This is a genomic window from Ramlibacter algicola (assembly GCF_016641735.1).
GTDB lineage: Bacteria > Pseudomonadota > Gammaproteobacteria > Burkholderiales > Burkholderiaceae_C > Ramlibacter > Ramlibacter algicola.
In genome coordinates, this window is the sequence record NZ_JAEDAO010000001.1 from 1,313,782 (window position 1) to 1,338,914 (window position 25,133).

A 25,133-nucleotide genomic window follows, 5' to 3' on the forward strand; every position below is an offset into this window, starting at 1 on the left:
GCGAGCCCCTCACTCGTAGAGCAGCTGGCAGCGCTCGCACCAGAAGCTGCGGCGGTCGCTCACGCCCAGGTGTCCCTTGTGGAAGGGAATGTCGCAGCGCGGGCAGGTGCGCTTGGTGTGCGCGAGCCAGTGCTTGCGCAGCACGAACTGCTTCTTCCATTCGAGGAAGTCGAAGCTGTAGTTGCGCGCCTCGCGCACCAGCTCGTCCAGCTTGGCCGATGGCAGAGCCCCCACGAGGGACAGCGGGTGCACGCGGATGCGGAACAGCACCTCGTTCTTGATGATGTTGCCGACGCCCGCGAACAGGGACTGGTCCAGCAGCGCGTCGCAGGCGTACATGTCCGGCAGCGACAGCAGCCGGTCGCGCGCCTGGTGCGGGTCCCAGTGCTCGGACATCACGTCCGCGCTCCAGTCGTACAGCAGGTCGATCGGGATCTCCTCCAGCCGCGCCGCGCAGCTGTAGAAGTTGAGCTCGCGGCCCTGCGCGAAGCCGAGGCCGATCCGCAGCGGCTTGTCCTTGCGGCTGTCGATGCAGTAGCTGCCGAACATCAGCAGGTGGATGCGCAACGCCACCGTGGGCAGTTCCACCAGGAAGTGCTTGCCCCAGCTGCGGATCGACTGGATGGTGCGGCCGCGCAGGAGGTCCTTGTCGAGCTTGGTGTTGCCCTCGACGCGCAGGATGCGCTTGCCTTCGAAGACGCGGGCGGCGTCGCGCAGGATGACGAGCGAGGGGCCTTCGGGCATTCGGCTATCCTGCCCAGCCCCTTGCGGCCCCTTTTGTCAGTCTGCAGCGCATGAACCTCGTCCAGCTCGGCACCAGCGACCTTCGCGTCACGCCCATCTGCCTCGGCACCATGACCTTCGGCGAGCAGGTCGCCGAAGCCGACGCCCACGCCATCCTCGATCGCGCCCTGGAGCGCGGCATCAACTTCATCGACACCGCGGAGATGTACTCGGTGCCTGCCCGCCGCGAGACCTACGGCGCCACGGAGTCGATCATCGGCCGCTGGTTCGCGAAGAATCCATCCGCGCGCGGCAAGGTCGTGCTCGCCACCAAGGTCGCCGGTCCGTCGCGCGGCATGCCCTGGGTGCGCGAAGGCGCCGGCATGACCGCGCAGGACATCGTCCGCTCCTGCGAAGGTTCGCTGCGGCGCCTGCAGGTGGACACCATCGACCTGTACCAGATCCACTGGCCGGAGCGCAACACGCCGATGTTCGGGAGCCTGTACTACGACCCGGCCAAGGAGCGCTCGCAGACCTCCATCCACGAGCAGCTGGAAGCGATGCAGCGGCTGGTGCGCGAGGGCAAGGTGCGGCACGTCGGCGTGTCCAACGAGACGCCGTACGGCGTGCACGAATTCGTGCGGCTGGCGGAGCAGCACGGCCTGCCGCGCATCGCCACCGTGCAGAACGTCTACTGCCTGGTGAGCCGCTTCCTGGAGAACGGCCTCGACGAGACGATGAAGCGCCTGGACGTCTCGCTGCTCGCGTATTCGCCGCTCGGCTTCGGCCTGCTCACGGGCAAGTACGACGAGGCCGGCATCGACGGCCCGCAGACACCGCGCGACGCGCGCATCGGCAAGTTCGAGTCCGTGCGAGGCGGCCGCTGGGGCCGGCCCGAGGCGCTGGCCGCCGCGCGCCGCTACAACCAGTTGGCGCGCGAGCACGGCCTGGCGCCCGCGCGCATGGCGCTGGCCTTCTGCTACACGAAGTGGCAGGTGGCCAGCACGATCATCGGCGTGCGCACATTGGCGCAGCTGGACGAGAACCTGGACGCCTGGGGCACGACGCTGTCGCCCGAATTGCTGGCCGCGATCGACAAGATCCGCTGGGAAGTGCGCGACCCGGCGAATTGACGGCGGACATCCGAACGCAGAGGGCGCAGGGCAAGCGCAGAGATCGCAGAAGGAAAAGTAAATATCCTTGATTCTTCTGTGTCCTCTGCGCTTGCTCTGCGTCCTCTGCGTTCGGTAGTCCGTCTTTCTCGAGGCATGATCGGGCACATGGCCAAGAAGGACCACGTCAGCGAAACACCCGCCACCGCGCGACTCAGGGCGTGCGGGGTGGACTTCACCGAGCACCCGTACGAGTACGTCGAACATGGCGGCGCGGAGCACAGCGCGCAGGTGCTGGGCTTCGACCCGTTCTCGGTGGTCAAGACGCTGGTGATGGAGGACGAGAAGGCGCGGCCGTTGCTGGTGCTGATGCACGGCAACCGCAAGGTGTCCACCAAGAACCTCGCGCGGCAGGTCGGCGCGAAGTCGATCGAGCCCTGCAAGCCGGAAGTCGCGAACCGGCACAGCGGCTATCTCGTGGGTGGCACGTCGCCGTTCGGCACGCGCAAGGAGATGCCGGTCTACGTCGAGGAAACCATCCTGGGCCTGCCTCGCATCTGCATCAATGGCGGCCGCCGCGGCTTCCTGGTGGGCATCGAGCCGAAGGTGCTGGTCGACGTGCTCGGCGCCACGCCGGTGCACTGCGCGCTCGACGGCTGAGCTCGGGCAGAATCCGCAGCCGTGGACACGCTTTATCCGACCCTCGCCGCCATCGCCGCCTACCTCGTCGGATCACTCGCCTTCGCGGTGATCGTCAGCCGCGCGATGGGCCTGTCCGACCCGCGCACCTTCGGCAGCAAGAACCCCGGGGCGACCAACGTGCTGCGCTCCGGCAGCAAGGCGGCCGCCATCACGACGCTGCTGCTCGATGCCTGCAAGGGCCTGCTGCCCGTGCTGGCCGTGCGGGCCTGGGGCAGGCCGTATGGCCTGGACGAAGGCACGGTGGCCCTCGTGGCACTGGGCGCTTTCCTCGGCCACCTGTATCCCGTGTTCTTCCGCTTCCAGGGCGGCAAGGGCGTCGCGACCTTCATCGGCGCGGTGTTCGGCATCCACTGGCTGCTGGGCGTCGCGACCGGCCTGACGTGGCTGGCCATCGCGTTCTTCTTCCGCTACTCCTCGCTCGCATCGCTGGTCGCCGCGGTGTTCGCGCCGGCGTACTACCTGTTCGGCCACCGTCTGCAGTGGTACGCCGAAACCCCCGTCGCCCTGGCGCTCGCCGCCATGGCGCTGCTGCTCGCATGGCGCCACCGCGAAAACATCAAGCGGCTGGTGGCGGGAACCGAGTCGAAGCTCGGGTCGAAGAAGCAGTCCTGATTCGCGCCGCGCTGGCGCGGCTGTCGAAGGCGGACTCCCTAACGCGGAGGTCGCACAGCAAGCGCAGAGATCGCAGAAACCGAAGAAGAATAAGAAATTTCTTCTGCGTCCTCTGCGCTTGCTCCGTGTCCTCTGCGTTAGGGAGTTCGGACCTCTGTCTTCTAGAACCGCCGCTCGAGAACCAGCTGGTCGTTGTCGCGGCGCATCTGGAAGCGGGTGAGGAAGCTGTTGCCCAGGAGGATGTAGGGCATCGGCGCCTGGCCGACGACGGCGTCGACATTGCTCACTTCGACGTCGCCGATGCGCACGCTCGCCAGCAGGATGCGCCAGCCCATGGAGGTGCCGTTGGCCGTGGACAGGCGCACCGGCTGGCCGGACTTGTAGTCGATGCCCAGGCGCTCGGCGTCGCCGGAGCCCAGGCTCACGACGGAAGCGCCCGTGTCCACCATGAAGTACGCCGGCTTGCCGTTGATGGCGCCATCGGACATGAAGTGGCCGCCGGTGCCCGCGTTCAGCACGATCTTGCGGCCGGACGGGCCGCCGGCATCGCCGGCGCCGACGCTCGAGGGCGCCTCGCCGACGCGCAGCGTGTACCGCTTGCCGCCGCTTTCCAGCACGGCCTGGTCGCCTTGGGTGGAGATGACCTTGACGCCCTGGTGCGTGTCGCCGGGCGCCACCGCCTTCGGCGTGCCACCATTGACGATCAGGAGCGCGCGGTTGCCCAGCATGCCCTGCAGGGCGACGGATTCGGCCCACGCGCTGCCGGCCAGCAGCAGCACCAGGCCCGCCGCGACGCGGCGCAGGGGGCGATCAATCACGGAAGTTGTCGAACGTCAGCGGCAGGTCGCTGATGTCCTTGCGGATCAGCGCCATCGCGGCTTGCAGGTCGTCGCGCTTCGCGCCGGTGACGCGCACCGCGTCACCCTGGATGGACGCCTGCAGCTTCAGCTTGCTGTCCTTGATGAGCTTCTGCACCTTCTTGGCGTGCTCGGACTCGATGCCGGAGCGGACCTTCACGACCTGCTTGACCTTGTCGCCGCCGACCTTCTCGATCTTGCCCTTGTCCAGGAATCGAGGATCGAGCCTCGGATTGCCCTTGGAGTCCGGCTTGGCCATCTTGTTCATCAGGATGTCGAGCACCTGCCCGAGCTGGAAATCGGCGTCGCCATGCAACGTGATCTCCTTCTCCTTCAACTCGATGGCGGCCGACGTGCCCTTGAAGTCGAAGCGCGTCGCGATCTCCTTGGCCGTGTTGTCGACCGCGTTGCGGACTTCGACCATGTTCGGCTCGCAGACAGTGTCGAATGACGGCATTTCCAGGTTCTCCCTCCAAGGCTCGCTTGCGCCACAATTGTCCCATGTTCGTGGAGCAGAACGTCTCCCTCGCGCCGCACAACAGCTTCGGCATCGTCGCCAAGGCGCGCGAGCTGGTGCGCGTGCGCAGCGAAGCCGACGTGGCGCGGCTGCTGGCCGACCCCGCCCTGGCGGAACGGCCCAAGTTCGTCCTGGGCGGCGGCAGCAACATCGTGCTGACCGGCGACGTGCGCCCGCTCGTGCTCAAGGTCGAGATCGCCGGCCGCCGCGTCATCGACGACGGCCCGCGCGCCACGGTCGTCGAAGTGGGCGCCGGCGAGAACTGGCACGACACCGTCGCCTGGACGCTGGAGCACGGCTTCCCCGGCCTCGAGAACATGGCGCTGATCCCCGGCACCGTGGGCGCCTCCCCGGTGCAGAACGTCGGCGCCTACGGGGTGGAACTGCAGGATCGCTTCGAATCGCTCGATGCGGTCGACCTGCGCACCGGCCGCGTCTTCACGCTGGACGCCACGCAATGCGCGTTCGGCTACCGCGATTCGGTCTTCAAGCACCCGCCGCCGGACGACGACGAGGACCCCGCGCTGCCCGTGCGCGGCATGGGCCTGGCGGGCCGGGCGCTGATCCTGCGGGTGCGGCTGCGGCTGCCCAAGCCGTGGAAGCCGGTGCTCGAGTACGCCGACCTGCAGCGCAAGATCGCCGAGTCGGGCATCCGCGAGCCGTCGGCGCGCCAGGTGTTCGACTGGGTCTGCGCCATCCGCAGCAACAAGCTGCCCGACCCGCGCGTGATCGGCAACGCCGGCAGCTTCTTCAAGAACCCCACCGTCACGCCCGAGCAGTGCACGGACATCATCGCCCGCGAGCCGGGCATCGTGCATTACCCGATGCCCGACGGCAGCGTGAAGCTGGCGGCGGGCTGGCTGATCGACGCCTGCGGCTGGAAGGGCAAGTCGGTGGGCAACGCCGGCGTCTACGAGAAGCAGGCGCTGGTGCTCGTCAACCGCGGCGGCGCCACCGGCGGCGAAGTGGTGACGCTCGCGCGCGCCATCCAGACCAGCGTCTACGAGCGCTTCGGCATCCGGCTCGAGCCGGAACCCGTCGTCGTCTGAGCTTCCGCCTGCCAGCGCGACCGTGCTGTCGGCGCGGACCTACGCGGCTGAGCCGGTGGACTCAGCATGATTCGCGGTGGCGTCCGCCGGGGACGCACGACGGCGAAAGGTGGATGGCGATGGGGGGCTGGCGCGGGCTGGCGCGACGCGTGGTGGTGCTCGGCGCCTGCCTGCTGGCGGGCGCCGCGATCGCGCAGAACACCGCGGCGCCCATGCCGTCCTTCACGCTCGAAGTCCGCAGCCCCGACCGCAACGTGCGCGAGCTGCTGCAGCGCCACCTGGAGCTGCAGCGCTTCCGGGAGGTGCGCGACCTCGACGAAGCCGAACTCGCGCGGCTGATCACGCTGGCCGAGCGCGACGCCCGCGAACTGCTCGGCACGCTGGGGTATTTCTCGCCGCAACTGGAAATCCGCCGCGACAACGGTGCGATGCCGCCGCGCGTCGTGGTCGACGTCGCGCCTGGCCCCCCGACCCTGGTGGACGCGGTCGACATCACGTTCGACGGCGACATCGCGGGCTCGACCGCTTCCGACGCCATCGCGCAGCGGCAGCGCATCCGCGAACGCTGGGCGCTGCCCAAGGGCCGGCGCTGGACGCAGGATGCATGGGACGACGCCAAGACCGGCGCCTTGCGCGAACTGGTCGCGCGCCGCTATCCGGCGGGCAAGGTGGGCCTCAGCCTCGCGGACGTCGATGCGGGCACGCAGCGCGCGCGCCTGGGCCTGAGGCTGGACTCCGGTCCCTCGTTCCGCCTCGGCGAGATCCAGGTCACCGGCGCGCGGCGCTACGACCCGGTGCTGGTGCCTCGGCTGGCGCGCCTGCCGCCCGGCACGGTCTACGACCAGGACCAGATCCAGCGCGCGCAGCTGCGGCTGGTGGGCAGCGGCTACTACGACTCGGCCTACATCACCGTCGATCCCACGTCGGACCCGGCCGCGGCGCCGGTGCAGGTGAACGTGCGCGAGGCGCGGCTGCACAAGGTGGTGCTGGGCCTCGGCTTCTCCACCGACAGCGGGCCGCGCGCCACCGCCGAATACACGCACAACCGGCTGCCGTGGATCGACTGGCGTGCCGTCACGCGCCTGCAACTCGAACGCAAGACGCCTTTCCTCGAAACCGAGCTGCAGGCGGTCCCGGGCGAGGACCTGTGGCGCTGGGGCGTGTCGGCGCGCGTCGAGCGGCTGGACGACGGCCTGCTCGTCACGCACGGGCAGCGCCTTCGCGTGGGCCGCACGAAGAACGACGACAACTTCGACCGCAACATCTACCTGCAGTTCGACCGCGCGAGCGTGCAGGCCGAAGGCGGCGTCGCGCCCGTGGAGGACACCGGCGACGGCACCGCGATCAGCGCCAACTACATCTGGGCCGGCCGCTACTTCGACCGCCTGCCGTATCCGACGCGCGGCCACTCGCTCGGGCTGGAGGTCGGCGGCGGCCTGACGCTGGTGGGCAGCAAGAGCCCGTTCCAGCGCACGGTGGTGCGGGCGCTGAAGATCCAGCCGCTGGAAGACAGCCGCATCCAGTGGCGCGGCGAAGCGGGCGCCGTGCTCGCACCGGACCGTGCGCGCGTTCCGGCCACGCAGCTGTTCCGCACCGGCGGCGACACGACCGTGCGCGGCTACGGGCTGCGCGAGATCGGCGTCGTCCGCGACAACGGCGTCGTCGTGCCGGGCCGCTACATGGCGGTGGGCAGCGTCGAGTGGCAGCGGCCTATCCGCCGCGGCGGCGTCGAGACGAATTTCGAGCACGCTCTGTTCATCGACGGCGGGGCGGTCGCCGACCAGGTCGATCGGCTGCGGCCCTGGTGGGGCGTGGGCACCGGCGTCCGCTACAAGAGCCCGTTGGGGCCGCTGCAGGCGGACCTGGCGTACGGCGTGAAGGTGCACAGCTTCCGGCTGCACCTGACGCTGAGCAGCACCTTCTGAAGGACGTGCACGTGCGGGTCCTGCGCTGGGTGCTCGGAACCATCGCCGTCCTGGTGGGCCTGCTGCTGGTGCTGCTGGGCGCGGCGTGGGTGTGGACCGGCAGCGAAGGGTCGGCGCGCTGGGCGCTTGAACAGGTCGCGAAGCGGCAGCCGCTGGTGGCGGAGAACGTGCGCGGCTCGCTGCGCCGCGGCGTGCTGGCGGATCGTCTCGCGTGGTCGCAGGACGGGCTCGCGGTCGAGGCGCGCGACGTCGACGTCGCGTGGCAGCCGCTGGAGCTGCTGCATCGCAAGGTGCACCTGGACCACCTGCGCGCGGCGTCGCTGCGCGTGGACGACAAGCGGCCGCCCAAGGAAGGCAAGTCGCCGCCGCCCACCTCGCTGGCGCTGCCGTGGCCGGTGGCCGTCGACGACATCGCCATCGGCCGCATCGACGTTGCAGGGTCGATGCCGGTCGACGTGCGCAATCTCGCGGGCTCGTACGCGTACGACCGGCGCGAGCACCACGTCGTGCTGCGCAACGCGCACGCCTACGACGGCCAGTACCGGGGTGACGTGCGCGTGGGCGGCGATGGCGACATGCGCCTCAAGGCGGACCTGCAGGGACGCATCGCCGCGCCCGTGCCCGGGGCGGCGCAGCCGGTGCCGGTCACGTTCGATGCCCAGGCCAACGGCCCGTTGGCAGGGTTCGATGTGCGGCTGCGGATCGCAGGCACGGCGGGCAGCGCGGCGCCCGCGATGCGCGCCGACGCGACGGCGCGCGTGACGCCTTGGGCCGACTCGCCCGTCGCCGCGGCGCGCGCCGATCTCGAGGGCTTCGATGCGGGCGCGTTGTGGCCGCAGCTGCCGCACATGCTGCTGTCGGGCGAAGTGGCCGCGGCACCGCGCGCGGCCGGTGCATGGGCGCTGAACGCGGACCTGCGCAACGCGCTCGTCGGACCGTGGGACCAGCACCGCATCCCCGCCTCGCGCGTGCGCGTCGAAGGCGAGTGGCGTGGCGCCACGCGCGTGCTGGTGCGCGACCTCGAAGCCGAGGTCGGCGGCGGCCGCGTCGTCGCGCAGGGCGCGTGGGAAGGGCAGGACGCGTGGAAGGTCGACGGCAGGCTGGACGGCGTCGACCCCGCGGCGATCCACACCGCGATGGCGCCCGTGCCGATTGCCGGCCGCGTGTCGTTGCGCGGGCAGGGCACGGCGATCGCGTTCGATGCCGACCTGGCGGCGCGTGGCGGGCCGGTGCGCAAGGCCGGCTCCGAACTCGCCGCCGCGGTCGGCGCGCTCGAGTTGCGCTCGCTGCGCGCGAAGGGCCGCTGGGCAGGGCAGGAACTCGCGCTGCCCGTGCTCGAGGTGCGCACGGCCGACGCGAAGCTCGATGCCGGCGTCGACCTGCACCTGGGCAGCGCCACGGGCCGAGGCCGCGTCGACCTCGAAGCACCCGGCCTGCGCGCGCGTGGCGTCGGCTCGGTCGCGCGCGCCCAAGGCGGCGGCACGGTCAAGTTGTCGCTGCCGGACATCCGGCAGGCGCAGCGCTGGCTGGCGCGGCTGCCGATGGTGCCGCAGGCGGTCACGGGCGCACCGGCGCTTGCAGGGCGGGGCGAACTCCAGCTGGCCTGGCAAGGCGGCTGGGAGGACCCGACGGTGCAGGCGATGGCTTCCATCCCCACGCTGCAGCCCGCCGAGGCGACGCCCGAGACGTGGTCGGTGAAAGACCTCGGTGCCAAGCTCGATGGACGCCTGGCCGACGCGCGGCTCGACGCCAAGGCGCAAGGCCAGTGGGGCGCGCGGCAGGCGACCGTCGACCTGGTTGCGCGCGCGGGCCGCCGCAACGCGGGGACCTTCCAGGGCGAGCTGTCCAGCCTGGCCGCCGTGCTGCGCGATCCGGCGGTCGGCACGGGGCCGTGGCGCGTCGACGTGCGGAAGGCGGTCGACTGGCGCTGGTCGGCTGGCCAGCTGGAGACGGGCGCCGGCGAAGCGGTGCTGCAGGCGCCGAGCACGCCGCCGACGCAGGCGCAGGTCGCGTGGGAGCCTGTGCGATGGCGGCCGGGCCAGCTGCGCAGTGCGGGCCGGGTGACTGGCCTGCCACTCGCGTGGGCGGAGTTGCTCGGCGGCCCCCAGCTTGCCGGGACCGCACTTGCAGGCGACCTCGTCTTCGATGGCCAGTGGGACGCGCAACTCGGCGAGGTGCTGCGCTTGCGGGCACAACTTGCGCGGCGCAGCGGCGATGTCTCCGTGCGCGCGGAAGCGACCGACGGCACCAGCACCCGCGTGCAGGCCGGCGTGCGCGAGGCGCGGCTGGCGCTGGACAGCGAAGGCGACGCGGTGACGCTGACGCTGCGCTGGGATTCGGAACGCGCGGGCACCGCGGACGCGCGGCTGCAGACGCGCCTGTCGCGCACGAACGAGGGCTGGGCGTGGCCCGAGGCCGCGCCGCTGTCCGGCGCGGTGCGCGCGCAACTGCCGCGCCTGGGCGTGTGGTCGCTGCTGGCGCCCCCCGGCTGGCGCCTGCGCGGTTCGCTCGCCGCCGACGTCGCGGTGGCCGGCACACGCGGCGATCCCCAGCTGAGTGGCACCTTGCACGCCGACGACCTCGCGTTGCGTTCGGTGGTCGACGGCATCTCGCTGCAGGACGGCATGCTGCGCGCGCGGCTCGAGGGGCGCCGCCTGCTGGTCGAGCAGGTGCGGCTGCAGGGGCCGGGCACCGACGGCGGCGTCGTGACCGGCTCGGGCGAGGGCGGCTGGAGCCGCGACGGCGTGCAGGCGCGCGTGGTGCTCGACCTCGACCACCTGCACGTGAGTTCGCGCAGCGACCGCGACCTGACCGTGTCCGGCCAGCTGACGGCGTCGATGGATGCGGCTGGCGCGCAGGTGCGCGGCGCATTGCACGTCGACCGTGCGCGCATCGAGTTGCCCGACGAGGCGGCGCCGAAGCTGGGGGACGACGTGGTGGTGCGCAACCTGCCGCAGGGCGTGACGCTTGGCAAGGTGAAGCCGCAGGGCGACGCGCCGAAGGGGCGGCCGGTGCAACTGGCGGTCACGCTCGACTTCGGGCGCGACTTCCGCGTGCGCGGCCGCGGCATCGAGACGCGCCTGGCAGGCACGCTCAACATCGCCGGCGACTCGCTGGCCGAACCGCGCCTGGTCGGCAGCATCCGCACGATCGGCGGCGAGTACCGCGCGTACGGGCAGGACCTGGGCATCGAGCGCGGCGTGCTGCGCTTCACCGGCCCGATGGACAACCCGGCGCTCGACGTCCTCGCGCTGCGGCCGCGGCTGGCGGGTGGCCAGAAGGCGGGCGTGCAGATCACTGGCAGCGCGCAGGCGCCGTTCGTGCGGCTGTACTCCGAGCCGCAGCTGAGCGAAGCCGAGACGCTGTCCTGGCTGGTGCTGGGCCGCGCGTCGGCCAGTGGTGGTGCGGAGACTGCCTTGCTGCAACAAGCGGCCGTCGCCTTGCTCGCGAGCCGCGCGCATCGCGGCGACGGCAAGGGCGTCGCGGGCATCGTCGGCCTGGACGAACTGTCCGTGAGCCGCGCCGGCGCCGAAGGTCCCGCGGTGACGCTGGGCAAGCGCCTGGGCCGCAACCTGTACGCCGCGTACGAGCGCAGCCTGTCGGGAGCCGTCGGAACCTTGTCCGTCTACTACGACCTCTCGCGCCGCGTGACCGTCCGCGCGTCAGCCGGCGAACGCGCCGCGGTCGACCTGATCGTCACTTTCTCGTACGACTGAAGTCAGTCCGTCTTCAGGACTTCTCGTCGTTCAGCTGCGGCAGCGGTGCGCCACCGCCCAGGGACAGCAGGCCGGCCTTGCTGTACACGCCGAGCTTGTCGCGCGTGTCGACGATGTCGAGGTTGCGCATGGTCAGTTGGCCGATGCGGTCGCGCGGGGAGAACATGGACTCGCCCTTTTCCATCGTCAGCCGCTCGGGCTGGTAGGTGAGGTTGGGCGACTCGGTGTTGAGGATCGAGTAGTCGTTGCCGCGGCGCAGTTCCAGCGTCACCTCGCCGGTGATCGCGCGGGCCACCCAGCGTTGCGCGGCTTCGCGCAACATGATCGCCTGCGGGTCGAACCAGCGGCCCTGGTACAGCAGGCGGCCCAGCTTGCGGCCGTTGTCGCGGTACTGCTCGATCGTGTCCTCGTTGTGGATGCCGGTGACCAGGCGTTCATAGGCGATGAACAGCAGCGCCATGCCAGGGGCTTCGTAGATGCCGCGGCTCTTGGCTTCGATGATGCGGTTCTCGATCTGGTCGCTCATGCCCAGGCCGTGGCGGCCACCGATGCGGTTGGCTTCCAGGAACAGGTCGACGGCGCTGGCGAACTCGCGGCCGTTCAGGGCGACCGGCTGGCCGTCCTCGAAGCGCACGCGCACTTCTTCCGGCTTGACCTCGACGTCCTGCTTCCAGAACGCGCTGCCCATGATCGGGTTCACGATGCGGATGCCGGAGTCGAGGTGCTCCAGGTCCTTGGCCTCGTGCGTCGCGCCCAGCATGTTGCTGTCGGTGCTGTACGCCTTCTCGGCCGACATCTTGTAGGCGAAGCCGGCCTTGGCCATGAACGCGCTCATCTCCGCGCGGCCACCGAGTTCGTCGATGAAGGCCTGGTCCAGCCAGGGCTTGTAGACCTTCAGCGAGGGGTTGGTGAGCAGCCCGTAGCGGTAGAAGCGCTCGATGTCGTTGCCCTTGAAGGTGCTGCCGTCGCCCCAGATGTGGACGTCGTCCTCCTTCATCGCCGACACCAGCATCGTGCCGGTCACGGCGCGGCCCAGCGGCGTCGTGTTGAAGTAGGTGATGCCCGCGGTGGAGATGTGGAACGCGCCCGCCTGCAGCGCCGCGATGCCCTCGTGCGCCAGCTGCTGGCGGCAGTCGATCAGGCGCGCCTTCTCGGCGCCGTACAGCATCGCCTTGCGCGGGATCTCGTCGTAGTCCGGTTCGTCGGGCTGGCCCAGGTTGGCGGTGTACGCGTAGGGGATCCCGCCCTTGAGCCGCATCCAGTGCAGCGCCGCGCTGGTGTCCAGGCCGCCGGAGAAGGCGATGCCGACCTTCTGGCCGGCGGGCAAATGTTCGAGGATGGTTGCCATGGGTGCTTCAGCCGAAGTGGCAGATGTAGTGGTACGGCTCGCTGACGCGGATCTCGAACGAGGAGTTCGCCGGCACCGAGAACTTCTCGCCCGCCGACGACTTGCGCCACTCGGTGCTGCCGGCCAGCTTGTAGTCGCACGAGCCGCCGGTGCATTCCATGATCTCCGGCGCGCCGGTGTTGAACGTCAGCGTGGCCGGCAGGATCACGCCGACCGACTTCTTCGTGCCGTCCGCCAGCGTCACGCTGTGGCTCACGCATTTGCCGTCGAAGTACACGTTGGCGCGCGTGCTCACGCTGGCGCCGGCCAGGGTTTCGGTGGTCATGGGAGAGGGCTCGGGGAAAACCCGTGATTCTAGGCCGAGCCCTTCGGCAGCCTTCCGCGGCGCGGGCAAGAAAAAAGGGCGGGAGGTCCCGCCCTTCGTGGCCGACGCGCGCAGCGTGCCGCTTCAGCGCCAGTGGCGATGGTGGCCGCCGCCACCGTGGTAGACGTAGCCCAGGCTCAGCGAGACCGGCGGGTAGTAGTACGGGCGCACGACCGGCGCGGCGTAGTAGACCGGCGCCGGGGCGGCGTAGTAGACCGGCGCGGCGGGCACGACGGTCGTCGTGCTCATCACGGCGGCGGGCGCGGCGGCCACGACCTGCGGCGCGTCCATCGTCTCGTTGGAGCCCACCGGCGTGACCTGCAGGCGGATGGTCGGGCCCGGGTCGTACGGCATGTTCACCGTGTACTGCCGGCCGGCGTATTCGTAGGTGACGTTCCAGCTGGACGTGCGGTTCTCGTAGAAGGTCTGCGTCGTGCACTGCTGCTGGTTCTGCACCGTGGTGCCGCCGCCGCCTTCGATGTTGTTGCCCAGCACCGCGCCGCCGATCAGGCCCGCCATGGTGGCCAGCGCCCGGCCGCCGCCGTGGCCGACCTGGTTGCCGATGACGCCGCCGGCGATGGCGCCCATCGCGGCACCGGCGCCGCTCTTGGGCTGCTCGATGGCCACCGGCTGGTTGGTGCAGACCTGCCGCGGCACGGCGACCTGCTGCACGACGGGCGTGCTCGAAATGACGCGCCCGACGATGTCCTGCGCCTGCGCGGCGCCGACGGCGCCCAGGCCAAGGAGGGAGATCAGGATGGTTTTCTTCATGGTGCAAACCTCGCGTTCCAGCTCGGAATGCCTCAATTTTAGGCAGGCGCGCTGAGCCAAAGCTGAATGGCCGGTAAAGGCGGCGTAAAAAACCGCCGGCAGGCCCTAGCTCTGCAAATTACTCCACACCTGCGGGTCGAATCCGACCGTCGTCCGCCCCGGCCACTCCACCACCGGCCGCTTGATCACGCTGGGCTGCTCGCGCATCAGCCGCAGCGCCCCGGCCCGGTCAGCGGCCGTCGCCTGCAAGGCCGGATCGAGCTTGCGCCACGTCGTTCCTTGCCGGTTCAGCAATTTCTCCCAGCCCACCGCATCGGCCCATTGCTCCAGGCGATCGGCGGGCACGCCGGCCTTCTTGAAGTCGTGGAAGGCATGCGAGGTGCCTTGCCCATCGAGCCAGGCCCGGGCCTTCTTGACAGTGTCGCAGTTCGGGATGCCGTAGAGGGTGATCGCCATGGGGGCAGATGCTAGCCGGGCTGGACGTCCGGCGCGCGGAGACAATGCAGGCATGGACACGCTGGACGACTGGCTTGCGCATTGCGAGCGGCTGCACCCGAAGACGATCGCGCTCGGCCTCGATCGGGTTCGCGAAGTGGCGCAACGCATGCAGCTCGCGTTCGCGTGCCCCGTCATCACGGTGGCCGGCACCAACGGCAAGGGTTCGACCTGCGCGATGCTGGAAGCGATCCTGGGGCAGGCGGGCTGGCGCACGGGGCTGTACACGTCGCCGCACCTGGTGCGCTTCGAGGAACGCTGCCGGCTGCTCGGCGAAGTGGTGCAGGCCGACGTGCTGCTGCCGCATTTCGAAAGCGTCGAAGCCGCACGCCAGGACGTGCAATTGACGTACTTCGAGTTCACGACGCTCGCCATCCTCTCGTGCCTGGCCGCGGCAAACCTCGATGCGGTGATCCTGGAGGTCGGCCTCGGCGGCCGGCTCGATGCGACCAACATCATCGACACCGACTGCGCGGTGATCACCAGCATCGACCTGGACCACCAGGAGTTCCTCGGCCCCGACCGCGAGGCGATCGGGCGCGAGAAGGCGGGCATCCTGCGCGCGGGCAAGCCGGCGATCGTCAGCGACCCGGTGCCGCCGCGCAGCGTGGTCGAGGCCGCCGAGGCGATCGGCGCCGACCTGTGGCTGGTGGGCCGCGACTACAACTTCCAGGGCGACAAACAGCAGTGGTCGTGGGCGGGCCGCGGGCGGCGCTATGCCGGCCTGGCCTATCCGGGCCTGCGCGGTGCGAACCAGCTGGTGAACGCGTCGGGCGTGCTGGCGGCGCTGACCGCACTGCGCGATCGCATCCCGGTCACGGCGCAGGCCGTGCGCAACGGCCTGTCGATGGTCGAACTGCCCGGCCGCTTCCAGATCGTCCCGGGCCAGCCGACGCTGGTGCTGGACGTCGCCCACAACCCGCATTCGGTGGCGGCGCTGGCGGCCAACCTCGACGCGATGGGCTTCTACCCGACGACGCACGCGGTGTTCGGCGCGATGGGCGACAAGGACCTCGGGCCGATGCTGCGCAAGATGGACCCGCTGGTCGACCGCTGGTACTTCTGCGACCTGCCGACGGCGCGCGCCGCGTCGGCAGCGTCTCTGGAGGCCCTGTGGCGGTCGCAGACGACCCGCAAGGACGTGTCGTCGCGCACCCACGCCAACCCCGAGGCCGCCCTGCGCGCCGCGGTCGAGCAAGCAAGCCCGACTGATAGAATCCTCGTGTTCGGATCGTTCTACACGGTGGGTGGCGTGCTGCAGGGCGGACTGCCCCGCCTCCAGGCCAAGCACCTGGGCTCCTGATCCCCGACCCGCGACACGCAGCATGGCCTTCTTCAAGTTCCGCAAGGGTGCCGACGAGGCGCCGGCCGCGACGGGCCAACCCGAAAGCGTCGAAGCCCTGCGTCGCCGCGCGCGGCACCGCTTGATCGGCGCCGCCATCCTGGTGCTGCTCGGCATCGTGGGCTTCCCCCTTCTGTTCGACACGCAGCCGCGCCCGGTGGCGGTCGATATCCCGATCGAGATCCCGGACCGCGCCAAGGTCAAGCCCTTGCCGCCGCCGCCCGCGCCCCGCGCGCAGGGCGCCATCGTGGAACAGGAAGACGCGCCGGCCCCGGCAGCGTCGCGCGCGACCGCCGCGGCCTCGCGGGCAGCGCCCACGGCTTCGGTCGCTGCGGCTCCTGCGCCGGCCAAGCAGGCCGCGAGCGGCCCGGTGCGTGAAGCGCCGAAGGCCGAGCAAGTTGCGAAGGCGGCCCCGGCCCCGGTCGAGAAGCCGGCGGACAAGCCCGCGACGCCGCAACCGAAACCCGCCGACTCCGCACGCGCGCAGGCGCTGCTGGAAGGCAAGCCCGTGCAGGCCGCGCCGCAGGAAACGGCCGCCGAAGGCCGCTATGTCGTGCAGGTCGGCGCGTTCGCGGATGCCTCGAAGGCGCGCGAGACGCGGCTGAAGGTCGAGAAGGCCGGGCTGAAGACGTACACGCACGTCGCCGAAACCAGGGACGGCAAGCGCATCCGCGTTCGCGTCGGTCCGTTCGCGACGCGGGCCGAGGCGGACAAGGCCGCCGGCCGGATCAAGGACCTCGAGCTGCCCGCGGCCATCCTCACGCTGTAGCGCATGGCGGCACTCGACTGGGTGTTCATCGCCGTGCTGCTGGTCTCCTTGCTGCTGGGCCTGCTGCGCGGCCTGGTGTACGAGGTGCTTTCGGTGCTGAGCTGGATCACGGCCTTCGTGCTGGCACAGTGGCTGGCACCCACCGTCGGCGCGTGGCTGCCGCTGGGCACCAGCAGCGAACCGCTGCACTACGCCGCGGGGTTCGCCGCGGTGTTCGTGGCGGCGGTGTTCGCGGGTGGCCTGGTGGCCTGGGCGATGCGGCGGCTGGTGGAGGCCGCCGGGCTGCGGCCGGTGGACCGCGCGCTGGGCGCGGCGTTCGGGCTGGTGCGCGGCACGGTGCTGTTGCTGGCGCTGGCGGTGGTGGTCAACATGACGCCGCTGCGCAGGGATGCGTGGTGGACCGAATCGGTGGGGGCCGGCGTTTCGACGACGGCGCTCAAGGGATTGAAACCGGTGGTGCCCGAGGAATTCGGGCAGTACCTGCCGGGCTAAGGAAGGCGGACAGGCCATGTGTGGAATCGTCGGCGTCGTCAGTGGCGCGCCCGTCAACCAGCTGATCTACGACGCGCTGCTGCTGCTGCAGCACCGCGGCCAGGACGCGGCCGGCATCGTCACGCAGCTGGGCCGCAAGTTCTTCATGCACAAGGCCAAGGGCATGGTGCGCGACGTCTTCCGCACCCGCAACATGCGCGGCCTGCCGGGCAACAGCGGCCTGGGCCAGGTGCGCTACCCGACAGCCGGCAACGCGTACAACGAGGAAGAGGCGCAGCCGTTCTACGTCAACGCGCCGTTCGGCATCGTGCTGGTGCACAACGGCAACCTCACCAACGCGCACGCGCTCAAGGCCGAGCTGTTCTCCACCGACCACCGCCACATCAACACCGAGAGCGACTCCGAGGTGCTGCTCAACGTGCTGGCGCACGAACTGGAGCGCACGACGCGCGGCGTGCAACTGCAGGTGGACGACGTGTTCAACGCCGTGGCCAACGTGCACAAGCGCCTGCGCGGCTCGTACGCGGTGATCGCGCTACTGGCCGGCCATGGCGTGCTGGCGTTCCGTGACCCGCACGGCATCCGCCCGCTATCGATGGGACGCGGCGCCGACGGCACCGTGATGGTGGCCAGCGAGACGGTGACGCTGGAAGGCACGGGCCACCAGTTCGAGCGCCACGTCGCGCCGGGCGAGGCGGTGTTCATCGACCTGGCAGGCACGGTGCACACGCGCCAGTGCGCGCAGGACCCCAAGCTGCAGCCCTGCATCTTCGAATACGTGTACCTCGCGCGGCCGGACTCGATGCTGGACGGCATCTCGGTGTACCAGGCGCGCCTGAACCTGGGCGAGACGCTCGCCAAGCGCGTGATCTCCACCGTGCCGCCCAACGAGATCGACGTCGTGATCCCGATCCCGGAATCCAGCCGTCCCAGCGCCACGCAGCTCGCGCACCTGCTGGGCCTGCCGTACCGCGAGGCGTTCGTGAAGAACCGCTATGTCGGCCGCACGTTCATCATGCCGGGCCAGGCGGTGCGCAAGAAGTCGGTGCGCCAGAAGCTCAACGCGATCGCCAGCGAGTTCAGGGGCCGCAACGTGCTGCTGGTGGACGACTCGATCGTGCGCGGCACCACCAGCCGCGAGATCGTGCAGATGGCGCGCGACGCCGGCGCGAAGAAGGTCTACCTCGCCAGTGCCGCGCCGCCGGTGCGCTACCCGAACGTGTACGGCATCGACATGCCGACGGCCAGCGAACTGGTCGCGCATGGCCGCACGGTCGAGGAAGTGCGCGAGATCATCGGCTGCGACGCGCTGATCTACCAGGACGTCGAGGGCATGAAGCGTGCCGTCGCGGCCGCGCAGGGCGCCGGCTTCACCAGGCTCGACGGCTTCGATGCATCCTGTTTCGACGGCGTGTACGTCACCGGCGACATCAACCCCGACGACATCGCGAAGATCAACGAAGCGCGCATCGGCCAGGAAGACCCGCTCGACGAGACGTCCGGCCGGCTGGCCTTGCCCAACGCACAGGAAGCGTGACGTGATCGAGAAGAAGTCCCTGCCGCCCGGCCTGCACCGCGACACGCTCGCGGTGCGCGCGGGGCTGCCGCCCAGCCAGTGGGGCGAGAACAGCGAGGCGCTGTACCTCACCAGCGGCTTCGTGCAGCCGGACGCGCAGACCTCGGCCGAGCGCTTCGCCAGCCCGCAGGAGGGCTACACGTACGGTCGCACGTCGAACCCCACCGTCACCACGTTCGAGCAGCGTTTGGCCGCGATGGAAGGCACGGAGGCCGCCATCGGCACGTCGACCGGCATGGCCGCCATCCTGCTGCTGGGCATGGGGCTGCTGAAGGCGGGCGACCACGTCGTGTGTTCGCGATCGGTGTTCGGCTCGACGCTCAATCTCTTCGCGAAGGAGTTCGGCAAGTTCGGCGTCGAGTCCACGTTCGTGTCGCAGACGGACCTGGGCGAGTGGAAGAAGGCGATCCGTCCCAACACCAGGCTGCTGTTCGCCGAGACCCCGACCAATCCGCTGACCGAGGTGTGCGACATCAAGGCGCTGGCCGACGTCGCGCATGAAGCGGGGGCGCTGCTCACGGTCGACAACTGCTTCTGCTCGCCTGCGCTGCAGCGGCCGACGGAACTCGGCGCCGACCTCGTGATGCACTCGGGCACCAAGTACCTGGACGGGCAGGGCCGCGTGATGGCCGGCGCGCTGTGCGGCCCCGCGAAGTTGATCCACGACGTGTTCGCGCCCATCGTGCGCACGGCCGGCATGACGCTGGCGCCGTTCAACGCGTGGGTGGTGCTCAAGGGGCTGGAGACGCTGGGCATCCGCATGCGAGCGCAGTGCGCCAATGCGCTCGACGTCGCGCGCTTCCTCGAAGCGCACCCGGGCGTGACGCGCGTGTACTACCCCGGTCTCGCATCGCACCAGCAGCATGAGCTCGCCATGCGCCAGCAGTCCGGGCTGGGCGGCGCCGTGCTGTCGTTCGACGTCAAGGGCACGGACCCCGAGTCGCTGCGCGCCAACGCCTTCCGCGTGATCGACAGCGCTCAGGTCATGAGCATCGCCACCAACCTCGGCGACACCAAGACCATCATCAGCCACTCCGCCACCACTTCGCACGGCCGCCTCACCGAGCAGCAGCGCCAGGCGGCCGGCATCGGCCAGGGCCTGGTCCGCCTCGCGGTCGGCCTGGAACACATCGACGACCTGAAGGCCGACCTGCTGCGCGGCCTGGACCAGCTCACGTGACCGTCAGAACCCGCTTCGCCCCGTCGCCGACGGGCTTCATCCATCTCGGCAACATCCGCTCGGCGCTGTACCCGTGGGCGTTCGCGCGCTCGCAGGGCGGCACCTTCATCCTGCGCATCGAGGACACCGACCTGGAACGCTCGTCGCAGGCCGCGGTCGACGTCATCCTCGAAGGCATGGCGTGGCTGGGGCTGGACCACGACGAGGGCCCGTACTACCAGATGCAGCGCATGGACCGCTACAAGCAGGTGCTGCGCGAGATGCAGGACAAGGGGCTCGTGTATCCGTGCTACATGAGCGTCGCGGACCTCGACGCGCTGCGCGAGCGGCAGATGGCCAACAAGGAGAAGCCGCGCTACGACGGCACCTGGCGGCCCGAGCCCGGCAAGCAGCTGCCGCCGGTGCCCGAAGGCGTGCAGCCGGTGCTGCGCTTCCGCAATCCCTCCAATGGCATCGTCGCCTGGGACGACAAGGTCAAGGGCCGCATCGAGATCAGCAACGAGGAACTCGACGACCTCGTCATCGCGCGGCCCGACGGCACGCCGACGTACAACTTCTGCGTCGTGGTCGACGACATCGACATGGGCATCACGCACGTGATCCGCGGCGACGACCACGTGAACAACACGCCGCGCCAGATCAACATGTTCCGCGCGCTCGGCCAGGAGCCGCCGGTGTTCGCGCACCTGCCCACGGTGCTGAACGAGCGCGGCGAGAAGATGAGCAAGCGCAACGGCGCCAAGCCCGTCACGCAGTTCCGCGACGAGGGCTTCCTGGCGGACGCGGTGGTGAACTACCTCGCGCGCCTGGGCTGGTCGCACGGCGACGACGAGATCTTCTCGCGCGAGCAGTTCCTGCAGTGGTTCGACCTGGACCACCTGGGCAGGAGCGCCGCGCAGTTCGACGAGGCCAAGCTGCGCTGGGTCAATGCCCAGCACCTGAAGGCGATGCCCGATGCGGACCTGGCGCCGCTGGTGCTGCCGCGCCTGCAGGCGCGCGGCATTGCCGCGGACGAGCGGCTGCCGCGCATCTGCGGGCTGCTCAAGGACCGCTGCGACACCACCATCGCGCTGGCCGACTGGGTGGCGCGGTTCTACGTGCCCGTGCAGGCCAGCGACGAGGAACGCGCCAAGCACCTCACCGATGGCGTGCGTCCTGCGATCAGCATGCTCGCGAAGATGCTCGAGACGGTCGCCTGGGAGAAGGGCGCGATTTCGGAGAGCCTGAAGGAAGTGCTGCGTGCCACGGGCCTCAAGATGCCGCAACTGGCGATGCCGGTGCGCGTGCTGGTGCTCGGCACGGCGCAGACGCCGTCGCTCGACGCCGTGCTCGAGGCGATGCCGAGGGACGTGGTGCTGCAACGCCTCTCGGCGGCCTGAAAATCTGTTGTAGAATTCAAGGCTCGGCACCAAGCGGGGGTATAGCTCAGCTGGGAGAGCGCTTGCATGGCATGCAAGAGGTCAGCGGTTCGATCCCGCTTACCTCCACCAGCAAGGTGTCGACGGAAAATTCGGAAGGCGCGCGTAGCACGCCGAGTCCAAGGTTACGACCCTATCGTCTAGAGGCCTAGGACATCACCCTTTCACGGTGAGTACCGGGGTTCGAATCCCCGTAGGGTCGCCAAGATTCCCGGCAACGGGATTTGCGGCAAACAAGTAGCAGGCACTTGCCTCGGTCATCGCACCCGGGAAACGCCGCACCGACGCGGAGTGGTAGTTCAGTTGGTTAGAATACCGGCCTGTCACGCCGGGGGTCGCGGGTTCGAGTCCCGTCCACTCCGCCAAGTCTTCAAGGGGCCAGTTCGCAAGGACTGGCCCCTTTCCTTTGCCCCTCGCTCAGGGGTCCAGCACCTCGCGCCACTTCTCGCCGAGCAGGCCATAGCCGTGCTTGTTCGGGTGGATCTCGTTCTCCCAGTCGTTGCTGTTGCCCTTGGTGCCCGGATCGGCGCGCCGCAGCGTGCCGACGGTGTCGATCACGTGGACGTTGCGCGCCGGGCCGGCGGCGCCCAGCCACAGCTGCCGCAGCCGCTCGATCAGTTCGTCGGCGACCGGGTTCCAGTCGTCCGGGGGAATGCCATACGCCTTCAGCGCGGGTGCGAGCCAGGGTCCCTTGCCGGCACCTGCGGGCGCGAAGCGGGGCGTCACCTGGTCGTACGTGTGCAGGTAGACCGGCATGGCCGGGTTCCTGCTGGCGTCGCGCCGCGCCAGCAGCACGTCGAGCACCGCCAGCATGTGCCCGCGGAAGGTCGTCCAGCCTTCCTCGCACACGTAGCGCGAGGCCGAGGAACCGCTGCCCCACTCGTCCTGGCGCCGCAGCAGGCGCACCTCGCGCTCGTGGTGCGGTTCGACGCCGAGTGCATCGATCAGGTCGTTGCCGCCGCCGGACATCAGCAGCCCGTCCCACGGCCAGGCCAGTTTGCCGGCCAGCAGCTGGTCGAACGTGGGGTCCGTCACGCGATCGACCATGTGCGCCAGCGTGCGGCCCGGGTAGCCGCAGTCGACCGCCAGCCGGCGATCCTTCAGCCAGATGCCTTCCAGCACGTTGGTCGTCGCCCACGGCGGGACCGCGCCGAGCGAAAACCACGAATCGCCCTGCGCCAGGTACACGCGCGAGTAGTTCGTCACCGGCACCTGGTTGCCGTTGCCCGAGCCTGCCCAGGTCGTGGTCGAGATCACTTCGAGCTTGATGTCCGCCATGCCCGCACCTCCATGCAACGTGGCCGCGAGCGTGCGCGCGCCGGCGCCGGGCGTCCACGGCCGTTTGGAGGACGCCGGACCGGACATGGCGGAAATCCGTGGATGGATGGCAGTCCGTCGCTTGGCGGCCAGCACGGCCGCGCCGAGAATCCGGCCATGGACGCGACCCACCCGACCACAGCCCGCAATTCGGCGGCCACCCAGTGGCTGCTGAACATCGGCCATGCCATCGACCACATGTTCCTGCTCATCTTCGCGACGGCGGTGACCAGCATCGCCGGCGAATTCGGCATGGCGCGCTGGGAGGACCTGATGCCCTACGGCGTGGCCGCGTTCTTCTTCTTCGGCATCGGTTCGTTGCCCGCCGGCCGGCTGGGCGACCACTGGGGCCGCCGCAAGATGATGGTGGTGTTCTTCTTCGGCATGGGTGCCGCGGCGCTGCTGGTCAGCGCCACGCAGTCGCCGTTGCAGATGGCGCTGGCGCTGGCGGTGATGGGCTGCTTCGCGTCGATCTACCACCCGGTCGGCATCCCGATGCTGGTGCAGGGTGCGACGCGGCCCGGCTGGACGATCGGCATCAACGGGCTGGTGGGCAACCTCGGGATCGCGGTGGCTGCCATCACCACCGGCCTGCTCGTGAAGTACCTGGGCTGGCGCATGGCGTTCGCCGTGCCCGGCGCGTTGTGCATCGCCTTCGGCTGCGCGTTCGCGCTGCTCGCCACGCGCGAGCAGGCGGCCCCGGCCAGAAAGAAGGCCGGCAACGCGGCGCTGCCGCCCGGCGTCACGCTGGCCAGGCTGCTGCTCGTGATGACCGTCGCGGCCAGCAGCGGCAGCCTGCTGTTCAACTTCTCCACCAACAGCAACTACGAACTGCTGGCGGACCGGCTGCGCGACATCTCGCAGGACCCCGCGCGCATCGGTGCGCTGCTGGCCGCGGTCTACGCCGCCGCGTCGCTCACGCAACTGGTCGTGGGACACCTGATCGACCGCGTGCCGCTCAAGGCGCTGTATCTCGGCATCGTCTGCTTCCAGGCGGCCGTGCTCGCCCTGTCGATCGTGTCGCACGGCTGGATGTTCTATGCCGTGCAGTTCCTGTTCATGGCCGCGATCTTCGGTGCCATCCCGTTCACCGACGCGATGATCGTGCGCTTCGTCGACGACAGCGCGCGTTCGCGCGTCTCCGGCATGCGGCTGGCGGTGTCGTTCAGCGCGAGCTCCATCGCGGTCTGGCTGATCGGGCCGGTCGTCAAGCAGGCCGGCTTCGCGGCGCTGCTCGGGGTGATGACGGCCACCTCGATCCTCACGCTGCTGGTGGTGAGCCAGTTGCCTGCGACGCCGGCGCCCGCGCGGCGCGAGCCGTCGGGGGCGCCGCAGGGCAAGGCCGCCTGAGCGACGCCTCAGGTCGCGAGCGGCAACTCGAAGAAGAACTGCGCGCCGGCGCCTTCGGCTCGACTGCTCGCGCCCACGCGGCCACCGTGCAATTCGACGATGCCCTTGGTGATGGCCAGGCCCAGGCCCAGGCCGCCCATCGAGCGCGCGAGGTCCTGCCGCCCCTGCTCGAACGGCTGGAACAGCTTGGCCAGCAAGTCCGGTGGGAGGCCCGGACCGTCGTCCTCGACTTCGACGATCGCCATCGCGCCATCGCTGCGCAGCCGCACCACCGCGTGGCTGCGCGCGAACTTCGCGGCGTTGTGCATGTAGTTGGAGAGCCCCTGCGCGATGCGCACCGCGTCGGCGTCGACCAGCAGCGGCTGCCCGGGCAGGTCGGCGTCGAAGCGGATGCCGCCCTGCGCCGCGGCGAGGCGGTGGTCCGCCACCACCTGCTGCACCAGCTGCACGAGGTCGATGCGGACGCGCTGCAGGTCCATCTTCTCGCGCGTGATGCGCGCCACGTCCAGCAGTTCGTCGAGCAGGCGGCGCATGTGCGCGACCTGGCGCCCGATCACTTCGCCGACCTTGAGCACCTGCTGCGTGTCGCCGGACGTGCGCTTGAGGATCTCGCCGCCGGTCGCGATCGGCGACAGCGGGTTGCGCAACTCGTGCGCGAGCGCCGCGATGAATTCGTCCTTGCGCAGCGCCGCCGCGCGCAGCTCGCGCAGCGCCACTTCGCGCAGCCCTTCGGCGAGCTTGCGGTCGGTGATGTCGAAGATCGTCCCGGCGTGGCCGCGGAACTCGCCGTCGGGCGTGAAGCGCGGCTCGCCCGCGTCGATCACCCAGCGGTAGCTGCCGTCGGCGGCACGCAGCCGGCATTCGAAGCGAAAGCCCGCCCGGTCCTCCTGCGCGCGGCGGAACGCTTCCTGCGCCCGGTGGCGGTCGTCGGGGTGGGTGGCGTCCAGCCAGCCCCAGCCCAACCCCTGGTCATCGGACTGCCCGGTCGCCTGGTACCACTGGCGCGAGACGAACGTCGTCGCCCCCGCCGCATCGCTCACCCAGATGATCGTGGGGATCGTGTTGGCGACGTCGGTGAACCACTCCTGCTGGCGCCGCAGCCGGTCCGCAGCCGACCTGGTGTCGGTGATGTCGAACGAGCAGCCGATGTAGCCGGCGAACGCGCCGTCCTGGAAGTGCGGCAGCCCGACCGAATGCAGCCAGCGGTACTGGCCGTCGTGGCGCCGCATGCGCACTTCGGCGTCGAAGCGTGACTGGCTGGCCCACGCCTGTTCGTACGCACGCAGGTAGTCGCCGGAGTCGGGGTGCAGCAGGCCGGTCCAGCCCATGCCCAGCAGGGCATCGCGTGCGCACCCGCAGAAGCGCACGTACTCCTCGTTCAGGAACACCATGCCGGTGGCGTCGTTCTGCCACATGAGCACCGGGGCACTGTCGGCGAGCTGGTAGAAGCGCTGCATGGTCGACCGGGGTCGGGCCAGCGTAGCACGGCTGAGCCAGC

The 25,133-nt window shown here is 70.1% G+C and carries 22 protein-coding genes and 3 tRNA genes; 16 read left to right on the forward strand and 9 right to left on the reverse strand.

Features of this window, described 5'->3' with window-relative positions; genetic code table 11:
• Positions 1–9: 9 nt before the first annotated feature.
• Complete coding sequence (locus tag I8E28_RS06410; protein WP_200787165.1) at positions 10–744, reverse strand: DNA-formamidopyrimidine glycosylase family protein; 735 nt, start codon at positions 742–744, stop codon at positions 10–12.
• Positions 745–794: 50 nt separating this feature from the next.
• Between I8E28_RS06410 and I8E28_RS06415 the strand changes: the two genes are divergently transcribed.
• The 3 genes from I8E28_RS06415 to plsY all read left to right on the forward strand — a co-directional run bounded on the left by I8E28_RS06415 (position 795) and on the right by plsY (position 3,149).
• A complete protein-coding gene (locus tag I8E28_RS06415) occupies positions 795–1,856 on the forward strand; it encodes an aldo/keto reductase (RefSeq protein ID WP_200787166.1) in 1,062 nt (353 codons plus the stop codon).
• A 147-nt stretch (positions 1,857–2,003) separates the two neighbouring features.
• Positions 2,004–2,495: an aminoacyl-tRNA deacylase gene (locus I8E28_RS06420; RefSeq protein ID WP_200787167.1), complete on the forward strand. Its 492-nt coding sequence runs from the start codon at positions 2,004–2,006 to the stop codon at positions 2,493–2,495.
• Positions 2,496–2,516: 21 nt separating this feature from the next.
• Positions 2,517–3,149 (forward strand): glycerol-3-phosphate 1-O-acyltransferase PlsY, encoded by a 633-nt coding sequence (gene plsY / locus I8E28_RS06425; RefSeq protein ID WP_200787168.1) that lies wholly within the window; start codon positions 2,517–2,519, stop codon positions 3,147–3,149.
• Between the two features lie 161 nt (positions 3,150–3,310).
• Here plsY and I8E28_RS06430 read toward each other — a convergent pair whose 3' ends face one another.
• Both I8E28_RS06430 and I8E28_RS06435 read right to left on the reverse strand, forming a co-directional pair.
• The gene (locus tag I8E28_RS06430; protein WP_420850206.1) at positions 3,311–3,967 is read right to left on the reverse strand and encodes a retropepsin-like aspartic protease family protein; all 657 of its coding nucleotides are present in this window, start codon (positions 3,965–3,967) and stop codon (positions 3,311–3,313) included.
• On the reverse strand, positions 3,960–4,463 hold the full coding sequence (locus I8E28_RS06435; RefSeq protein WP_200787169.1) for a YajQ family cyclic di-GMP-binding protein: 504 nt from the start codon (positions 4,461–4,463) through the stop codon (positions 3,960–3,962). Before I8E28_RS06435 ends, I8E28_RS06430 begins: the two co-directional genes overlap by 8 nt.
• 44 nt (positions 4,464–4,507) lie before the next feature.
• Here I8E28_RS06435 and murB point away from each other — a divergent pair, with 44 nt between their 5' ends.
• The 3 genes from murB to I8E28_RS06450 all read left to right on the forward strand — a co-directional run bounded on the left by murB (position 4,508) and on the right by I8E28_RS06450 (position 11,213).
• On the forward strand, positions 4,508–5,572 hold the full coding sequence (gene murB / locus I8E28_RS06440; RefSeq protein ID WP_200787170.1) for a UDP-N-acetylmuramate dehydrogenase: 1,065 nt from the start codon (positions 4,508–4,510) through the stop codon (positions 5,570–5,572).
• A 119-nt stretch (positions 5,573–5,691) separates the two neighbouring features.
• Positions 5,692–7,497 (forward strand): autotransporter assembly complex protein TamA, encoded by a 1,806-nt coding sequence (locus tag I8E28_RS06445; protein ID WP_239027192.1) that lies wholly within the window; start codon positions 5,692–5,694, stop codon positions 7,495–7,497.
• An 11-nt stretch (positions 7,498–7,508) separates the two neighbouring features.
• Positions 7,509–11,213, forward strand: coding sequence for a translocation/assembly module TamB domain-containing protein (locus tag I8E28_RS06450; RefSeq protein WP_200787172.1), 3,705 nt, complete (start codon positions 7,509–7,511; stop codon positions 11,211–11,213).
• Between the two features lie 13 nt (positions 11,214–11,226).
• On the opposite strand, the gene argG is transcribed toward I8E28_RS06450, so the two are convergent.
• The 4 genes from argG to I8E28_RS06470 form a co-directional block, all read right to left on the reverse strand.
• A complete protein-coding gene (argG, locus tag I8E28_RS06455) occupies positions 11,227–12,561 on the reverse strand; it encodes an argininosuccinate synthase (RefSeq protein ID WP_200787173.1) in 1,335 nt (444 codons plus the stop codon).
• A 7-nt stretch (positions 12,562–12,568) separates the two neighbouring features.
• Complete coding sequence (ppnP, locus tag I8E28_RS06460; RefSeq protein ID WP_200787174.1) at positions 12,569–12,886, reverse strand: pyrimidine/purine nucleoside phosphorylase; 318 nt, start codon at positions 12,884–12,886, stop codon at positions 12,569–12,571.
• 123 nt (positions 12,887–13,009) lie between these two features.
• Positions 13,010–13,696 carry a glycine zipper 2TM domain-containing protein gene (locus tag I8E28_RS06465; RefSeq protein ID WP_200787175.1) on the reverse strand — a complete coding sequence of 229 codons (687 nt, stop codon included), beginning with the start codon at positions 13,694–13,696 and terminating at the stop codon, positions 13,010–13,012.
• 105 nt (positions 13,697–13,801) lie between these two features.
• Positions 13,802–14,152 (reverse strand): arsenate reductase, encoded by a 351-nt coding sequence (locus I8E28_RS06470; protein ID WP_200787176.1) that lies wholly within the window; start codon positions 14,150–14,152, stop codon positions 13,802–13,804.
• Positions 14,153–14,204: 52 nt separating this feature from the next.
• Here I8E28_RS06470 and folC point away from each other — a divergent pair, with 52 nt between their 5' ends.
• The 9 genes from folC to I8E28_RS06515 all read left to right on the forward strand — a co-directional run bounded on the left by folC (position 14,205) and on the right by I8E28_RS06515 (position 21,333).
• Positions 14,205–15,494, forward strand: coding sequence for a bifunctional tetrahydrofolate synthase/dihydrofolate synthase (folC, locus tag I8E28_RS06475; RefSeq protein ID WP_200787177.1), 1,290 nt, complete (start codon positions 14,205–14,207; stop codon positions 15,492–15,494).
• 22 nt (positions 15,495–15,516) lie between these two features.
• Complete coding sequence (locus tag I8E28_RS06480; RefSeq protein WP_200787178.1) at positions 15,517–16,302, forward strand: SPOR domain-containing protein; 786 nt, start codon at positions 15,517–15,519, stop codon at positions 16,300–16,302.
• A 3-nt stretch (positions 16,303–16,305) separates the two neighbouring features.
• Entirely contained in the window at positions 16,306–16,794 is a 489-nt protein-coding gene (locus I8E28_RS06485; RefSeq protein WP_200787179.1) for a CvpA family protein, read from the forward strand.
• Positions 16,795–16,810: 16 nt separating this feature from the next.
• Positions 16,811–18,331: an amidophosphoribosyltransferase gene (gene purF, locus I8E28_RS06490; RefSeq protein WP_200787180.1), complete on the forward strand. Its 1,521-nt coding sequence runs from the start codon at positions 16,811–16,813 to the stop codon at positions 18,329–18,331.
• Positions 18,332–18,335: 4 nt separating this feature from the next.
• Positions 18,336–19,550: an O-succinylhomoserine sulfhydrylase gene (locus I8E28_RS06495; protein WP_420850238.1), complete on the forward strand. Its 1,215-nt coding sequence runs from the start codon at positions 18,336–18,338 to the stop codon at positions 19,548–19,550.
• A complete protein-coding gene (gltX, locus tag I8E28_RS06500; protein ID WP_200787182.1) occupies positions 19,547–20,929 on the forward strand; it encodes a glutamate--tRNA ligase in 1,383 nt (460 codons plus the stop codon). Before I8E28_RS06495 ends, gltX begins: the two co-directional genes overlap by 4 nt.
• Positions 20,930–20,964: 35 nt before the next feature.
• A tRNA-Ala gene (locus tag I8E28_RS06505) sits at positions 20,965–21,040 on the forward strand.
• Between the two features lie 57 nt (positions 21,041–21,097).
• Positions 21,098–21,173 (forward strand) — tRNA-Glu (locus I8E28_RS06510).
• Between the two features lie 83 nt (positions 21,174–21,256).
• A tRNA-Asp gene (locus tag I8E28_RS06515) sits at positions 21,257–21,333 on the forward strand.
• A 52-nt stretch (positions 21,334–21,385) separates the two neighbouring features.
• Here I8E28_RS06515 and I8E28_RS06520 read toward each other — a convergent pair.
• Entirely contained in the window at positions 21,386–22,333 is a 948-nt protein-coding gene (locus I8E28_RS06520; RefSeq protein WP_200787183.1) for a hypothetical protein, read from the reverse strand.
• A gap of 69 nt (positions 22,334–22,402) precedes the next feature.
• Between I8E28_RS06520 and I8E28_RS06525 the strand changes: the two genes are divergently transcribed.
• Positions 22,403–23,635: an MFS transporter gene (locus I8E28_RS06525; protein ID WP_200787184.1), complete on the forward strand. Its 1,233-nt coding sequence runs from the start codon at positions 22,403–22,405 to the stop codon at positions 23,633–23,635.
• Between the two features lie 8 nt (positions 23,636–23,643).
• On the opposite strand, the gene I8E28_RS06530 is transcribed toward I8E28_RS06525, so the two are convergent.
• Complete coding sequence (locus I8E28_RS06530; protein ID WP_200787185.1) at positions 23,644–25,092, reverse strand: sensor histidine kinase; 1,449 nt, start codon at positions 25,090–25,092, stop codon at positions 23,644–23,646.
• Positions 25,093–25,133: the final 41 nt, after the last annotated feature.

Excerpts from the sequence above, each read along its gene's own strand:
- I8E28_RS06410 (WP_200787165.1), bottom strand. The coding sequence starts at position 744 with ATGCCCGAAGGCCCCTCGCTCGTCATCCTGCGCGACGCCGCCCGCGTC.
- I8E28_RS06415 (WP_200787166.1), top strand. The coding sequence starts at position 795 with ATGAACCTCGTCCAGCTCGGCACCAGCGACCTTCGCGTCACGCCCATC.
- I8E28_RS06420 (WP_200787167.1), top strand. The coding sequence starts at position 2,004 with ATGGCCAAGAAGGACCACGTCAGCGAAACACCCGCCACCGCGCGACTC.
- I8E28_RS06435 (WP_200787169.1), bottom strand. The coding sequence starts at position 4,463 with ATGCCGTCATTCGACACTGTCTGCGAGCCGAACATGGTCGAAGTCCGC.
- murB (WP_200787170.1), top strand. The coding sequence starts at position 4,508 with ATGTTCGTGGAGCAGAACGTCTCCCTCGCGCCGCACAACAGCTTCGGC.
- I8E28_RS06445 (WP_239027192.1), top strand. The coding sequence starts at position 5,692 with ATGGGGGGCTGGCGCGGGCTGGCGCGACGCGTGGTGGTGCTCGGCGCC.
- argG (WP_200787173.1), bottom strand. The coding sequence starts at position 12,561 with ATGGCAACCATCCTCGAACATTTGCCCGCCGGCCAGAAGGTCGGCATC.
- ppnP (WP_200787174.1), bottom strand. The coding sequence starts at position 12,886 with ATGACCACCGAAACCCTGGCCGGCGCCAGCGTGAGCACGCGCGCCAAC.
- I8E28_RS06465 (WP_200787175.1), bottom strand. The coding sequence starts at position 13,696 with ATGAAGAAAACCATCCTGATCTCCCTCCTTGGCCTGGGCGCCGTCGGC.
- I8E28_RS06470 (WP_200787176.1), bottom strand. The coding sequence starts at position 14,152 with ATGGCGATCACCCTCTACGGCATCCCGAACTGCGACACTGTCAAGAAG.
- folC (WP_200787177.1), top strand. The coding sequence starts at position 14,205 with ATGGACACGCTGGACGACTGGCTTGCGCATTGCGAGCGGCTGCACCCG.
- I8E28_RS06480 (WP_200787178.1), top strand. The coding sequence starts at position 15,517 with ATGGCCTTCTTCAAGTTCCGCAAGGGTGCCGACGAGGCGCCGGCCGCG.
- I8E28_RS06485 (WP_200787179.1), top strand. The coding sequence starts at position 16,306 with ATGGCGGCACTCGACTGGGTGTTCATCGCCGTGCTGCTGGTCTCCTTG.
- purF (WP_200787180.1), top strand. The coding sequence starts at position 16,811 with ATGTGTGGAATCGTCGGCGTCGTCAGTGGCGCGCCCGTCAACCAGCTG.
- I8E28_RS06520 (WP_200787183.1), bottom strand. The coding sequence starts at position 22,333 with ATGTCCGGTCCGGCGTCCTCCAAACGGCCGTGGACGCCCGGCGCCGGC.
- I8E28_RS06525 (WP_200787184.1), top strand. The coding sequence starts at position 22,403 with ATGGACGCGACCCACCCGACCACAGCCCGCAATTCGGCGGCCACCCAG.
- I8E28_RS06530 (WP_200787185.1), bottom strand. The coding sequence starts at position 25,092 with ATGCAGCGCTTCTACCAGCTCGCCGACAGTGCCCCGGTGCTCATGTGG.